Origin of the sequence: Enterobacter sp. ENT02, assembly GCF_019219165.1 — a bacterium.
Classification (GTDB): Bacteria; Pseudomonadota; Gammaproteobacteria; order Enterobacterales; family Enterobacteriaceae; genus Enterobacter; species Enterobacter mori.
In genome coordinates, this window is sequence record NZ_JAHUWD010000003.1 from 452,950 (window position 1) to 467,243 (window position 14,294).

The 14,294-nt window shown below is 53.9% G+C and carries 17 protein-coding genes; 7 read left to right on the plus strand and 10 right to left on the minus strand.

What is annotated here, in order from left to right; all coding sequences use genetic code 11:
• Window positions 1–43 precede the first annotated feature (43 nt).
• Window positions 44–673, plus strand: coding sequence for a winged helix-turn-helix transcriptional regulator (locus tag KW829_RS13165; RefSeq protein ID WP_218308380.1), 630 nt, complete (start codon window positions 44–46; stop codon window positions 671–673).
• 100 nt (window positions 674–773) lie between these two features.
• Window positions 774–1,388, plus strand: a complete 615-nt coding sequence (locus KW829_RS13170; protein WP_010435259.1) for an outer membrane beta-barrel protein — start codon at window positions 774–776, stop codon at window positions 1,386–1,388.
• Window positions 1,389–1,449: 61 nt separating this feature from the next.
• Here KW829_RS13170 and KW829_RS13175 read toward each other — a convergent pair whose 3' ends face one another.
• A complete protein-coding gene (locus KW829_RS13175; RefSeq protein WP_218308381.1) occupies window positions 1,450–1,848 on the minus strand; it encodes a hypothetical protein in 399 nt (132 codons plus the stop codon).
• Window positions 1,849–2,019: 171 nt separating this feature from the next.
• On the opposite strand from KW829_RS13175, the gene KW829_RS13180 reads away from it, so the two are divergent.
• Window positions 2,020–4,002: an alkyl/aryl-sulfatase gene (locus KW829_RS13180; RefSeq protein WP_218308382.1), complete on the plus strand. Its 1,983-nt coding sequence runs from the start codon at window positions 2,020–2,022 to the stop codon at window positions 4,000–4,002.
• A 35-nt stretch (window positions 4,003–4,037) separates the two neighbouring features.
• On the opposite strand, the gene KW829_RS13185 is transcribed toward KW829_RS13180, so the two are convergent.
• A complete protein-coding gene (locus KW829_RS13185) occupies window positions 4,038–4,922 on the minus strand; it encodes an SDR family oxidoreductase (protein WP_218308383.1) in 885 nt (294 codons plus the stop codon).
• Between the two features lie 67 nt (window positions 4,923–4,989).
• Entirely contained in the window at window positions 4,990–5,379 is a 390-nt protein-coding gene (locus tag KW829_RS13190; protein WP_172701766.1) for a YdeI family stress tolerance OB fold protein, read from the minus strand.
• Window positions 5,380–5,518: 139 nt separating this feature from the next.
• Here KW829_RS13190 and KW829_RS13195 point away from each other — a divergent pair, with 139 nt between their 5' ends.
• Genes KW829_RS13195 through KW829_RS13210 form a run of 4 tightly spaced genes read left to right on the plus strand, consistent with a single transcriptional unit; the run spans window position 5,519 to window position 8,002 of the window.
• On the plus strand, window positions 5,519–6,022 hold the full coding sequence (locus KW829_RS13195; RefSeq protein ID WP_120158704.1) for a hypothetical protein: 504 nt from the start codon (window positions 5,519–5,521) through the stop codon (window positions 6,020–6,022).
• A 9-nt stretch (window positions 6,023–6,031) separates the two neighbouring features.
• Window positions 6,032–6,478, plus strand: a complete 447-nt coding sequence (locus KW829_RS13200; RefSeq protein ID WP_010435249.1) for a DUF421 domain-containing protein — start codon at window positions 6,032–6,034, stop codon at window positions 6,476–6,478.
• Between the two features lie 11 nt (window positions 6,479–6,489).
• On the plus strand, window positions 6,490–7,002 hold the full coding sequence (locus tag KW829_RS13205) for a 2-oxo-tetronate isomerase (RefSeq protein WP_218308384.1): 513 nt from the start codon (window positions 6,490–6,492) through the stop codon (window positions 7,000–7,002).
• A gap of 13 nt (window positions 7,003–7,015) precedes the next feature.
• Window positions 7,016–8,002 carry an SDR family oxidoreductase gene (locus tag KW829_RS13210; protein WP_218308385.1) on the plus strand — a complete coding sequence of 329 codons (987 nt, stop codon included), beginning with the start codon at window positions 7,016–7,018 and terminating at the stop codon, window positions 8,000–8,002.
• Here KW829_RS13210 and KW829_RS13215 read toward each other — a convergent pair whose 3' ends face one another.
• The 7 genes from KW829_RS13215 to KW829_RS13245 form a co-directional block, all read right to left on the minus strand.
• The gene (locus KW829_RS13215) at window positions 8,003–9,628 is read right to left on the minus strand and encodes an alpha-amylase family protein (protein WP_218308386.1); all 1,626 of its coding nucleotides are present in this window, start codon (window positions 9,626–9,628) and stop codon (window positions 8,003–8,005) included. It lies immediately after the preceding gene.
• 8 nt (window positions 9,629–9,636) lie between these two features.
• Complete coding sequence (gene cydB / locus KW829_RS13220) at window positions 9,637–10,647, minus strand: cytochrome d ubiquinol oxidase subunit II (protein ID WP_218308387.1); 1,011 nt, start codon at window positions 10,645–10,647, stop codon at window positions 9,637–9,639.
• On the minus strand, window positions 10,647–12,050 hold the full coding sequence (locus KW829_RS13225) for a cytochrome ubiquinol oxidase subunit I (RefSeq protein WP_042714542.1): 1,404 nt from the start codon (window positions 12,048–12,050) through the stop codon (window positions 10,647–10,649). Before KW829_RS13225 ends, cydB begins: the two co-directional genes overlap by 1 nt.
• A 69-nt stretch (window positions 12,051–12,119) precedes the next feature.
• Complete coding sequence (locus KW829_RS13230) at window positions 12,120–12,992, minus strand: manganese catalase family protein (protein ID WP_010435239.1); 873 nt, start codon at window positions 12,990–12,992, stop codon at window positions 12,120–12,122.
• Between the two features lie 17 nt (window positions 12,993–13,009).
• Window positions 13,010–13,516, minus strand: coding sequence for a ferritin-like domain-containing protein (locus KW829_RS13235; RefSeq protein ID WP_010435238.1), 507 nt, complete (start codon window positions 13,514–13,516; stop codon window positions 13,010–13,012).
• A 25-nt stretch (window positions 13,517–13,541) separates the two neighbouring features.
• A complete protein-coding gene (locus tag KW829_RS13240; RefSeq protein WP_042714544.1) occupies window positions 13,542–13,745 on the minus strand; it encodes a hypothetical protein in 204 nt (67 codons plus the stop codon).
• A gap of 23 nt (window positions 13,746–13,768) precedes the next feature.
• On the minus strand, window positions 13,769–14,263 hold the full coding sequence (locus KW829_RS13245; protein ID WP_042714546.1) for a ferritin-like domain-containing protein: 495 nt from the start codon (window positions 14,261–14,263) through the stop codon (window positions 13,769–13,771).
• Window positions 14,264–14,294: the final 31 nt, after the last annotated feature.

Here is a 14,294-nt window from a genome sequence, read left to right on the forward strand (position 1 = left end):
TAGGGTCTATACTGGCAGTTACCCGATGTTATAAGGTTGTGCCATGCATATTTTACCGCCCGTTCGTCCTGTACAATCGATTGAACGACTGACCGCGATCCTTGAGCCGATAGCGGAGAAAATGAAAGTTGTGCCGCGCAAGCGCGTGACGTGGAAACATAAAGGTCGGCAGCAAATGTATCTCTTTTTAGAGGGCGGATTGTCCCTGCTGCGCGCGTCCGACGGCCTGCTGCTGGTCACGGTTTACGAATCCCATCTCTTCGGTATTGCAGAAATGATCCAGCCGACGCAGGGGCATATTCTGCGAGTGGAAACCGAGTCGACGCTTTTACGGGTGGATGCCGAACGTGCGGCGGAACGTTTCCGCGAGCAGGGCGTGTGGGAAGAGGTGGCCGCACTTCTCTCCTATCATACAGCCTATTTAATTTATCGGGATGCCCAGGTCCTGCAGCAACGGACTTATTCCGTTATTCGCAACCATCTTCAGGAGATGATCTTATTACCTGAGGAAGCACGAATGCGCACGACGATCCTCGAATATATCCAGGACCGCACGCTGTTGTCGCGCAGCAGTATTCTCAACGTATTGTCGGCCCTTAAGCAAGGTGAATATATCTCGTTCAAAAGAGGTGGGTATCTCCTTGAAATCAGAAATTTACCGGAGTCGTTTTAATATCAGTTTAAAATTAAACTAAAAACGAATTAACGACATTCTCGTTTTTGTTTACTGTTTGCTCACCGAAATGAATTTTGACGAAGCAAACAGGATACGTATGAAAAAGACATTGGTAGCTTTAATTCTGGTAAATGCATGTACCGCCACGACCGCTTTTGCCGCCGCAGATGCAGGCACCTGGTATAGTGGGGCGAAATTTGGCTGGTCACATTATTTTGATACCAATACAGGCTCTAAAGCACTCGAGAGTAATAACAGCGCTAACCATTTTGATATCGACCACGATAATGTCGGCGGCGGTGTCTATACGGGTTACCAAATTACGCCATGGCTTGCGGTTGAAGGCGGTTATGATTATCTGGGCAATATGCAGATAAAAGGCCAGCATAGCGCGGGTGGACAAATGAAAGCCCAGGGCCTGCAGATGTCTTTAAAAGCCAGCTATGCCGTGACGAACAATTGGGATATCTATGGCCGTGCGGGTGCGATGGGCTACCGTGCTGAATCTGATGTAAGTGGTCACAATCGTTTTGAGACCGGTGTTCGCCCGCTTGCGGCAGTCGGTACGGAATACGCATTCAATAAAAACTGGGCTGGCCGCGTGGAGTACCAGTGGGTCAGCAACGTGGGTAATGCCAACCAGATTGGCGTCAGCAGCGATATTAGCTCCGTTACGGCGGGGTTGACCTACCGCTTTGGTCAACACGATTAGTCCCTGTGTTCTTTTCGATGATAAAAAAGCCCGGCTACCCTGTAGCCGGGCTTTTTATCGTTTAACCCGTTATTAAGGGTTTCAGGACGAGATTGATATTTCTCAGGCCAGCTTCATTTTTATCTTTCAGGTATTGCTGGTTCACCATATCTAACTGTTCCAGCCTGGTGAGGGAGGCGTAGACGGATTGGACGGGACTGTCTTCTTTAAAGATATCTTTTGCCGAGGCATTCTGAAGATACTGTGATTTGAGGCTGCGTGTTAATGAATCAATTTGCTTTTTATTCTCCTGGTAGAGCGACGCAATATGTGACGTTTGTACTGCGGGTAGTTTCTCGCCAGGTAAAATTAAAGGAACCTGCATGTGGTTAATCTGTTCGACTTTATCGGGTGGAGCAGAGCGACAGGCGGTTAAGGTGCTCAGGCTAAATATAACGATAAAAAATGGCGTTATCTTCATTGGTTATCCTGGAGTGAATAAATGGAGTGAACATTATCCTGCCAGGCAATGACGACAACAGATTAAGTTTGTTTATTTTTAAACGTTATTTGAATGGGGAAAGAAATAATTGGCTGGTAACCTTATTTCCTAAACACATATCCGAACGTAATGATGACGTGTAGGGGATTTATGAAACTGAAAATTCTTGTTAACGCAATGACCGTTGCCGGTCTGTTATCCACCTCGCTGGTGGCCACTCCTGCCATGGCGCAGTCAACGGCAAAAGAAGCTACCACCCATACCAAAGCAAATAATGATGCGCTGTATGGCCAGCTGCCATTTTTTGATAAAATCGATTTCAGCAACGCCCATAAAGGCTTTATTGCTCCGCTGCCACAGGATGTTATTAAGGGTGAAAAGGGCAATGTTATCTGGAACCCGCAGCAATACGCTTTTATCAAAGAAGGGCAAAAAGCACCGGATACGGTAAACCCAAGCCTGTGGCGTCAGGCGCAGCTGATTAACATCAGCGGCCTGTTCGAAGTGACGGACGGCGTTTACCAGATCCGTAACCTCGACCTGTCAAACATGACCATCATGGAAGGCAAAGAGGGGATCACGGTTATCGATCCGCTGGTCTCTGCCGAAACCGCCAAAGTGGGGATGGATCTCTATTATAAAAACCGCGGTAAACGTCCGGTGGTGGCGGTGATTTATACCCATAGCCACGTTGACCACTATGGCGGCGTGCGCGGCGTGGTTGACGAAGCCGATGTGAAATCGGGCAAAGTGAAAGTCTATGCCCCGGCGGGCTTTATGAAAGAAGCGGTCTCTGAAAATATCATGGCCGGGAATGCGATGAGCCGCCGCGCCAGCTACATGTACGGCAACCTGCTGAAGCCGGACGCAAAAGGCCAGGTTGGCGCGGGTCTCGGGACGACCACGTCTGCCGGGACGGTGACGCTGATCGAGCCGACTCATTACATCACCGAAGATGGTCAGAAAGAGGTTATCGATGGTCTGACGTATGACTTTATGATGGCGCCGGGGTCAGAAGCGCCGTCTGAAATGCTGTGGTACGTTGAAGAGAAGAAGATGATTGAGGCGGCGGAAGATGTGACCCACACGCTGCATAACACCTACTCATTACGCGGGGCGAAGATCCGCGACCCGCTGGCCTGGTCGAAATACATCAACAGCGCCATTGAGCGTTGGGGTGATAAGGCTGAAATCATCATGGCGCAGCACCACTGGCCGACGTGGGGCAACGACAACGTGGTGAAGCTGATGAAAAGCCAGCGCGATATGTACCGGTATATCAATGACCAGACGCTGAGACTGGCGAACAAAGGGCTGACGCGTGATGAAATCGCGGCCAATTTTGCGCTGCCGGACGGGTTAGCCAAATCCTGGTCGGGCCGCGGCTATTACGGCTCGGTAAGCCATGACGTGAAAGCGACCTATGTGTTTTACCTCGGCTGGTTCAACGGTAATCCGGCAACGCTCGACGAACTCCCGCCCGTCGATGCCGCGAAAAAATATGTTCACTATATGGGCGGTGCCAGCGCCATCCTTGAAAAAGCCAAAGCCGATTATGCGCAGGGTAACTACCGCTGGGTCGCGCAGGTGGTAAGCAAGGTTGTGTTTGCCGATCCATCAAACAAAGCGGCGCGTAATCTGGAAGCGGACGCGCTCGAACAGCTGGGGTATCAGGCGGAGTCGGGCCCGTGGCGTAACTTCTATCTGACCGGCGCGCAGGAACTTCGTAACGGCGTACAGAAATTGCCGACGCCGAACACCGCCAGCCCGGATACGGTTCGCGCCATGTCCCCTGAGATGTTCTTTGACTTCCTCGGGGTGCACATCAATGGTATGAGAGCGGCGAATGCAAAAGCGGTGTTCAACGTTGACCTGGGTAAAGATGGCGGTCAGTACAAGCTGGAGCTTGAGAACGGCGTGCTGAATCACAGCGCGAATACGGTTGCAAAAGAGGCGGATGCCTCAATAACACTCAGCCGCGATACGCTGAACAAAATCATCCTCAAGGAGACTACGCTGAAACAGGCGCAGGAGAAAGGGGATGTAACTGTGACGGGCAATCAGGCGAAGCTTGATGAGCTGCTGAGCTATATGGATAGCTTTGATTTCTGGTTCAACATCGTCACCCCGTAGACGAAGAAAAGGCTGCTCACGCAGCCTTTTTATTTTTAGATAGTCCCGTCGCCCCCGTCCGAGCACCACACTTGCCCGGAGGTAAACGAACATTCGTCAGAGGCTAACGTCACGTACAGCGGCGCGATTTCAACGGGCTGACCCGGACGTCCCAGCGGGGAACTCTCGCCAAAGTGTTTCACTTTCTCCATCGGCTGCCCGCCGCTCGACTGAAGAACCGTCCAGTAAGGCCCCGGCGCAACGGCGTTGACGCGAATCCCTTTAGGTCCCAGCTGTTTCGCTAAGGCCTTGGTAAATACCGCCAGACAGGCTTTCGTCTGCGCGTAATCGAGCAGCACGGCGCTCGGCTGTACCGCTTGCACGGAGGAGGTATTGATAATCGACGCTGGCGCTTTCAGGTGACGCAGCGCCGCTTTGGTGATCCAGAAGGGCGCGTAAACGTTGGTTTTGAAGGTGGCGTCAAAATCTTCGGTAGTGAGTTCTTCCAGCTTCTCGCGATACTGCTGGCGACCGGCGTTATTGACGAGAATATCCAGCCCGCCAAGTTTTGCTACCGCCTCTTCCACCAGGTTCTGGCAAAAGGTCTCGTCACGCACGTCGCCGGGAAGCGCGACGGCTTTCCGTCCCTCGGCTTCGATCAGCGCAATCACCTCAGCGGCGTCCTGCTCCTCTTCGGGCAGATAGTTAATGGCGACGTCGGCACCTTCGCGGGCATAGGCAATCGCCACGGCGCGACCAATACCCGAATCACCGCCGGTGATCAGGGCCTTCTTACCGGCCAGTCGGCCATGCCCTTTATAGCTCTTTTCCCCGTGATCGGGCACGGGTTGCATCTCGGACGCCAGACCCGGCGGCGTTTGCGGCTGCTCAGGGAACGGCGGTTTTGGGAAAGCGTTGGTACGTTGTGTGGTATCACTCATTGCTGACTCCTTACAGGCCAAGGGGTGAGATTTGATGGATAGTGACAGCGTTAACGCTTCGCTGAATTTATTTCTGCAGATGATCGACGCGTACGACAGGAGGTGATGATTTCTTATCCAGTGAGCCGTTAATACTGATCATCTGATCGGGTTTGACGGTTCTGTCGTCAAACACCGCTTTAGGGATAATGACGTCTATTTTTCCCGTTTTATCCTGGAAAACATATTTGTCGCCGCTTCCGTCAATCAGGTTTCCGCGCAGTGAGATGGTTGCGCCATCATGCATTCCTTTTGCCTGAGTAATGGTCATAATCCGCGCGTCATCAGTGCCTCGATAACCGTCGTCCAGCGCATGAGGCGGGGGTGGCGCTTCGCCTTTTTGTAACCCGCCGTTATTATCTGCCCAGGCGGCGGGAACCAGTAATATTAATAAGGCTGAAATGACTGATAATTTCATCCGATATCCTTCATTTTGGCTGTCTTGACTTATTAAGTATTGTTGCTATTCCTTTATGTGGCAAATGTGATAAGTCCTAAAAGCATTTGCTTATAGAAATCATAAATTTCGACAAATAAGCGAAGCGGTGATGGCAACGATGAATCGTAAAAATGAAAAGCTGCCCGGGATAAATGAAAGTTATCGTTTGCTGACGTTCGAGTATGCATTTCGGCAGGTCGGTTTTATCCTGTTGCTGGCTATTATTATCGCGGCGATTGCCGGTCTGTTTTCGAGCGGGGCGGTCAGTGATACTGAAAAAATGAATTCGGCAAAAACGCTCACTCTCAACTATGAGCGTTTTGGTCGCCGGGAAACAGAGTTTCCGCTGCAGATTGCCTTCCCGGTAAAAACCCAGGGGGAATACGTCATCAGCATGGCGAGCGAGAGCGGTGATGTCTATGAGCCGGGCAGCATCTGGCCGCAGCCTGACAGCATGTACAGCCGGGGAGATACGCTTTTTTTCGTCTATAACAACCTAAAATATAATGAAAAATTCACCGTCAGGCTATTTCTGACGCCGTCGAAGGCGGGGAAGTGGGCAAATGCAATTCGTGTAAACAACGAGCCAGAAATTCGCTTCTGGCAGTTCATTTACCCTTAGGAGGCGAATATGGATATGGTCTTTCGAGCCCTGGCCATTTATCTTTTTCTGGTCGTGGTATTCAAAGTGGCTGGACGGCGCGCGCTGCTGCAAATGACCAGTTTCGACCTGATCCTGCTGCTCATCATCAGTGAAGCAACGCAACAGGCGCTGTTGGGACAAGATTTTTCGGTCACCGGTGCGATGATTACGATCACCACGCTGGTGGTGGTAGACATTATTTTTGGCTTAATGAAAAAGTATTTTTCTCCCGTTGAAAATATTCTGGATGGCACACCGGTTATATTAGTGGAAAACGGTATTCCACTCATGGATAAGCTTAAAAAAGTGGATGTTTCTTGCGATGATATTCTGGTTTCAGCGCGTCAAAATAATGGCGTGACGGAGTTGAAAGAAATCAAATACGCTATTCTGGAAAGGAATGGTCATATTTCCATCATTCCTTTTGAAAATTAAGAGGCACCGCTATGCATAATCTGGAGCATGATAAAAATGAAACCGTCGGGGAGTTAACGAAAAAGCTGGCGACAAAACTCACGGATTTAGGGCTGCGTTTGACCACGGCGGAATCCTGCACGGGCGGCAATCTGGCGGTTGCGCTCTGTGCCGAGGAGAACACGGCAGAATTCTATGATGTCGGGATGGTGGTGTTCAGCGATGAGGCAAAAGAGAGGATCCTGGGCGTTCGTCATGAAACCCTCACGCGCTTCACCGCCGTCAGTGAACAAACGGTCACCGAAATGGCAGCGAAAATTCGCGATATTGCGCAGGCCGATATCAGTATCGCTATCAGCGGTTATGCGGGGCCAGAAGGCGGGAATGACGGTACGGCAGCCGGAACCGTCTGCTTCGCCTGGAATTTAGGCGAGCGTACGGAAACGAGCACTGTGCACTTTTCCGGTGAATGTCAGGATGTGGTGGAAAAAGCGGTCCGTTATGCCTTATCTGAACTGATCGAGAAGCTATCAGGCTTGAAATAAAGGCGGAGGTTGTATGACTGTAATTGTCATTACCGGCGGGACAGCGGGCGTGGGGAAAGCGACGGCGCTGCACTTTGCGAAAGCGGGTTACGATGTGGGTATTATTGCCCGCGAGGAAGAGAGCCTGCACTCCACGCAAGAGGAGCTACGCCGTTTTGGCGTCAATGCGTATGCCGTGCAGGCCGACGTGGCGGACAGCCAGGCCGTCGTCGATGCCGCCAACGATATTGAGTACCGCCTGGGGGCAATCGATGTGTGGGTGAATAACGCGATGGGGGCCGTGCTGGCACCGTTTCGCACGATGACGCCCGATGAATTTCGCCGCGTTACGGAGGTCACCTATCTGGGCTACGTGAACGGCACCCGCGCCGCGCTGGAACTGATGGTCCCTCGCGATCGCGGGGTAATTATTCAGGTCGGGTCTGCGCTGGCCTACCGTTCTATCCCCCTTCAGTCTGCCTACTGTGGCGCAAAGGCCGCGATACGCGGATTCACCGACGCCGTGCGTACCGAACTGATGCACGAAAATAGCCGGGTTCAGCTTTCAATGGTGCAAATGCCGGGTCTTAATACGCCGCAGTTTGACTGGGCGAGAAACAAATTTGCCTGGGCGATGCGCCCCGTTCCGCCCGTCTTCCAGCCCGAAGTGGCGGCCAGCGCCATTTTTAAGGTCGTGCAGAAACCAGTGCGTGAACTCTGGGTGGGCAGCAGTACCGTTCAGTCGATTGTCGGGCAGTTTCTCTTCCCCGGTTTTCTTGACAGGCTGATGGTAAAAAAGGCGTGGGAAGGGCAGATGACCGATAAGCTGAACGCCGAAAACCGCCGGGACTATCTGGATCAGCCGGTCAACGATCTGCACAAAATCCATGGACGCTTTTCTGCCGAAGCGAAGGATCGTGCCACGACCGTCTCCTCCGGCATGCCGGGGAAAGTGTTGCTCGGTTCGCTCGCGGTCGCGGGGCTGGTCATGGCTCGCCTGCTGTCGACCCGGAAAAAATAGTCAGCGCAGCGCGGTGCGGTTGGTCCAGAACCAGCGGTAGCCGTATCCGCCGATATTGAGCTCCACCGTTTTACCGGGCAGTAGCGCATCCTCGTACCGTTTGTCGGCCAGACAGGCGGTCCAGGTGGCGTGCCGGATCCCTTTCGCGGTGAACTGAACCGCCTTGTCGCTGAAGTTCACGAAGGTCAGAATGCTGCGCTCGTCGGTTTCATAATAGAGCCCCAGGACTGCATCGCTGTCGATGTTGATGAGTCGAAACGGCGCCATGCCAATTTCCGGGAACTCTGAACGCGTATTGGCAATATCAATGATGCGATGTAGAAGCGAGTTGCGGTGCAGAAGGGAATCCGCCACGTTGATTTTTTGATAGCGGAAAGGACCGCGATCGATGACAGGGGCGATAAAGGTGTCGGGGTCGGCATCCGAAAAACCACCGCCCTGCGAGCCCGCCCACTGCATGGGGGTGCGGACGGCGTAACGCTCTTCCAGCTCCAGATCGTCACCCATGCCGATTTCATCCCCGTAGCGCATCACTGGTACGCCCGGCAGAGAGAACAGCACCGCGTGACAGAACGCCAGCCGTTTTTGATCGCCATTCAGCATCGGCGCCAGGCGGCGGCGAATGCCGCGCTGATACACGTTCATGTCGTCATCTGGGGCAAAGGTATCAAGAACGGTCTGCTTCTCTTTTTTGCCGATCCCCTCCAGATCCAGCTCGTCATGATTGCGCAGCCAGTTGGCGAAACAGCAGGAGTCCGGCGGCACGATCATTTTCTTCACCGCCTTGCGCAGCGGGCGGGCGCTTTTCTCGGCCAGGCTGACGTAAAAATACTTGTTGAGCCAGAAGTTCAGCACCAGATTCAGGCGATCGTTATCACCAAAGTAGTCTTTATATTCCTCGACCTCGACGTCTACTTCCCCGAGCAGGATCGCATCCGGGTTGTGTTGCTCAATCAGCTGACGCATATGTTCGAGGATCCACAGCCCCTTTTTCTCATCCCCACGCCCGGCCTGTTTTGTCAGATGAGACGCCGCATCCAGGCGAAAGCCCGACACGCCGAGCTTGAGCCAGAAGAGGATGATGTTGTCGATCTCTTTGAGCACCGCAGGCGAGGCCAGATTCAGATCCGGCTCATGGCGATAGAACATATGCCGGTAGTATTGTCCGGCTTCCTCGTCCCATGACCAGATGCTTTTCTCCACGCCGGGAAACATGGGCGGCGTGTCGTCATCGTCGTTATCGGACCACAGGTAATAATCGCGAAAGGGGGACTGCGGGTTGCGGCGCGCCTGTTGAAACCAGGGATGCGCGTCCGAGGTGTGCTGGATCAGCAACTCGATAATCACCTGCATGCCCAGCTCGCGGGCCTGCTCGATAAACGCGATGATATCCTTCAGTTTTCCAAAGCGTGGGTCGACCTGCAGGTGGTCGCTTACGTCGTAGCCTTCATCCAGAAACGGCGTCAGATAAAACGGGGTGATCCAGATAACAGTTGCCCCCATCCGACGGATGTAGCGCAGCTTGGCCCCAATTCCGGCGATGTCCCCGCAGCCATCGCCGTTCAGGTCGTAAAACAGGGCGGTATCAATCTGATAAATAATGGCTCGTGTATGCCAGCCTGCCATAGCGCACCTCAGTGATAGCCTTCCGTATCAGACACTTTGCCCCGGAAGACGTAGTAGCTCCAGGCGGTGTACACCAGAATCACCGGAATAATCAGCAGCGTCCCGACCAGCATAAACAGCTGGCTGGCCGGCGGCGCGGCGGCCTCCCACAGGGTAATACGCGGCGGAATGATATGCGGCCACAGGCTGATGCCCAGCCCGCTAAACCCGAGGAAGATGAGTCCCAGGGTGAGCAGGAACGGGCGGGCATGGCTGCCTGGATTGCGGGTCAGCCGCCAGATCAGCAGGCTAAACACCGCCACCAGAAGGGGAACCGGCAGGAACCAGAAGAAATTCGGCAGGGTGAACCAGCGGTCGGCCACGTACTGCCAGCCAAGTGGCGTCCAGATGCTGACCACCGCGATAACCACCATCAGCGCCAGCAGCACGTGGCGGGTCAACTCGCGCATGCGGGTTTGCAGTGCGCCCTCGCTTTTCATGATGAGCCAGGTCGTCGCCAGCAGGGTATAAGCGACGATCAGCCCCAGCCCGCAGAACAGGTTGAACGGCGTCAGCCAGTCCAGCGATGAGCCGACAAAGCGTCGTCCTTCCACATCGAAACCGTTGATCATTGCCCCGACGACGATCCCCTGACTGAATGTGGCGAGCAAGGATCCGCCCGCAAAGGAGTAGTCCCAGAATTTGCGGTGCGACGGCGTCGCCTTGAAGCGAAATTCGAACGCCACGCCGCGAAAGATCAGGCCAATCAGCATGGCGGTAAGCGGAATGGTCAGCGCATCAATGATCACCGCATAGGCCAGCGGAAACGCACCAAACAGCCCCGCACCGCCCAGCACCAGCCAGGTTTCATTTCCGTCCCAGACCGGGGCCACGCTGTTTACCATCACGTCGCGCTCTTTGGCATCACCTACAAAGGTGAAGAGCATCCCAATTCCGAGATCGAAGCCGTCCATGATGATGTACATCAGCGTGGCGAAGACGATGATTGCAAACCAGATAACCGAGATATCAACGCCCATCAGCTTCTCTCCTCTTCGGGAACCGATTCAGCGGCAGACAGCGGACGGGCAGGGGTGCCCGAGGTGTTAGAGGTTAGGGTGCCAACAGGCTGCGGCCCTTTCTTAATTAGCCGAACGAGATAGACATAGCCCACGCCAAAGACCGAACAGTAGACCACGATAAAGGCCAGCAGGCTGATGCTCATCTGCAGCGTGCTGTGCAGCGATACGGCGTCGATGGTGCGCAGGTAGCCGTAGACTACCCACGGCTGGCGGCCCACTTCGGTGGTCACCCAGCCGGCCAGCAGTGCGAGGAGCCCGGCGGGCCCCATGCAGAGGGCAAACCAGTGGAACGGACGCGAGTGGTATAGCCGGTGCCGGTAGCGCAGCCAGACGCTGAGCGCGCCGAGCGCAATCATCAGCAGCCCCATCCCGACCATAACGCGGAACGACCAGAAGACAATCAGGGAGTTCGGGCGATCTTCTTTCGGGAAGTCCTTCAGGGCGGGGACCTGTTTATCCAGGCTGTGGGTCAGGATCAGGCTGCCGAGCGCGGGGATCTCCAGCCCGTATTTGGTGCGCTCTTCCTCCATGTCCGGCACGCCAAACAGCAGCAGCGGCGTGGCTTCGCCCGGCGGGTTCTCCCAGTGTCCTTCGATGGCGGCAATCTTGGCGGGCTGGTGCTCCAGCGTGTTCAGGCCGTGCATATCGCCGACCACCGCCTGGATGGGGGCGACCAGCAGCGCCATCCACATCGCCATTGAGAACATTTTGCGCACGGCGGGCGTGTCGTTGCCGCGCAGCAGGTGCCACGCGCCCGATGCGCCCACAAACAGCGCGCTGCTCAGAAAGGCGGCGATAGACATGTGGATCAGCCGATACGGGAAGGAGGGGTTAAAGATAATTGCCAGCCAGTCCTCAGGGATCACCTGGCCGTTCTGAATACTGAAGCCCTGCGGAGTGTGCATCCAGCTGTTGGAGGCCAGGATCCAGAAGGTGGACATCAGGGTACCCAGCGCCACCATGCAGGTCGCGAAGAAGTGCAGGCCAGGGCCGACCTTGTTCCAGCCGAACAGCATCACGCCCAAAAAACCGGCTTCAAGGAAGAAGGCGGTGAGCACCTCATAGGTGAGTAGCGGGCCGGTGATACTGCCTGCGAACTGGGAAAAACCGCTCCAGTTAGTACCGAACTGGTAAGCCATCACCAGCCCGGACACCACGCCCATGCCAAAGTTGACGGCAAAAATCTTTAGCCAAAAATGGTACAGCGAACGCCAGACGTCGTTTTTGGTGCGCAGCCACATGCCTTCAAGTACTACCAGATAGCTGGCAAGCCCGATGGTGATGGCGGGAAAAAGGATGTGAAACGAGACGGTAAAGGCGAATTGTATTCTGGCCAGATGAAACGCATCGAGTTCGAACATGGGCCGTACCTCTGGAACGGAGGGCTAACGAGAATTGCCAGGCAGCGTCAGGCTACCTGGCAAAACCGATTACGGTTTTTTCTTCCCTGCGCCAAGCTCGGCGCCGGTTAGCGGGTCGGCGTTTGGATCGGACTTTGTGCGTGCAGACATAGCTTTGACCAGCGTGGCCTGCTCGGTCGTAAGCGTTACGCTTGCACTGCCGTCTCCTCCGTCAACCGCTGGCTGGGGAGATTCCACGTAGTCGAAATGCTTATCGCTGTTCCAGCTTCCGCGAACTTCTCCACCTTCAGACATATTGTAGTACTTGTTGGTGTACTCCTCGATTGGCGGCAATTTTCCGGGAGGAAAATTATTGCGGATAGACTGCAGCGCCTTTTCAAAGGAGAGCTGGTGCGCCGCCTCACGCGTCATCAGAAACGCCAGCGCATCCTTAACCCCCGGATCGTCCGTCACGTTGATCAGTCGTTCATAAATGATCTTGGCTCTGGCTTCCGCCGCCACGTTTGAGCGCAGGTCGGCGGTAGGTTCGCCGATGGTGTCAATGTAGGCTGCAGTCCACGGCACGCCCGCCGAGTTGGTCAGCGGCGTACCACCGCCGTATAGCAGCGACGTGATGTGGCTGTCGTTGCCGTTTTCGGTCATTGACCGATACAGTTCCGCTTCACTTTCAACACCTTCCGCCAGTTCACCTTTGGCCCCTTTGTTAAGCATACCGACCAGGGTGCCGATAATTTCGAGGTGGCTCAGCTCCTCGGTCGCGATATCCATCAGCATATCTTTGCGGCCAGGATCGTCATCGCTCAGTCCCTGAGTGAAGTAACGACAGGCGGCGGCAAGTTCGCCCTGCGGCCCGCCAAACTGTTCCAGTAACAGATTGGCCAGGCCCGGATTGGGTTCGGCCACGCGAACCGTATACTGCAGCTGTTTTACGTGTCGGAACATAGACTCTCCCTCTCCAGTTATTTTTTCGCTTCAACGCCGTCCGCGTCCGAGCGCAGCAGGAACTGTTCCGTCGTTTGCGGAATATGGCGAATCAGCCAGTCGGCCATTTCGCGCTCTTCCGCCAGGATGGTCTCAATGGCGGGTATCGAGGCGGTATCACCCGCTTTTTTGGCGGCTGCCAGCAGGGAGGTATAACAGGCAATTTCAAACTGCTCGAAAACGTAGCCGCTGATTGAGCCTTTTACGATCTCATCGGAGGGGAACATGCCGCCAATGGACTGTCCCAGGGCCGCCATTTTGCTCATTGAATCTTTTAAAACCGAACGTGAAATATCATTGCGGTCGAGTATTTCTTCCAGCAATGTAATTTGGCGTTTTGTCTCATTAATATGTTGTTCGATACGAGCACGTAAATCGGGATAATTTTCAATACGGCTGGCCATGGATTCCAGCATCGATTCGGCTTGCTTTTCCATCGCATGGGCATCGCGTAGCCAGTCATGATAGTGTTCTACGTGATTCATCATTATTTCCTCTGCATTGGCCTGGTTATTTGGTCTCACTTTCAGCAGCCTGGTCGGCACGCGCGGCAGTATAGCCAGATAAGTGGCCGACTATATTTGCGTAAATACTGATGATAATGACCCAGAGCACGCTATTCTTCCACCAGATAATGGAGGGTATGGCGAGAATGAGCCATATTATAGCTGCCGCTAAATGGCACCGTTTAATTGTCCTGGGACTGATGCTCATTTTATTTAACCTGTGTTAAAGCGTTATTTTTGCGCTTTTTGGTTAATATTCCCTACGGCCAGATCGGTGAGTTTGAGATCGGTTTCTTTCTCTTCTTCAAGCGTTTCGGCAAGAAGTTTAACGGCTTTTTTATAGCCAAGTTGCTCAGCTAATGTGGCAAGGGTACCGTAACTGGCAATTTCGTAGTGTTCGACTTTTTGCGCTGCGGCAATCAATGCAGCATCACGTACGTTGTCTTTCTCTGTGCTCTCAATGACTTCATTGGCCTCTTCGATGAGACCTTCCATCGCAACGCACTTCATTCGCTTCAGCTTAATGCCAGATTCCTGCTCGACAATCTGGTCAATACGCTCAATCTGTCCCTGCGTTTCCTCGAGGTGAGCCGTAAACGCGGCGCTCAGTTTCTCACTGGAAGCAGCACGTGCAAGCTTACTGAGTGCCCGGGTGAGCTGTTTCTCTGCGCTGTAGGTATCGGACAGAAGATGAATAAAAACGTCTTCGATACTTTTCATGTTCATATTTACGCTCCGGTTAAATAAGTAAAGGGTA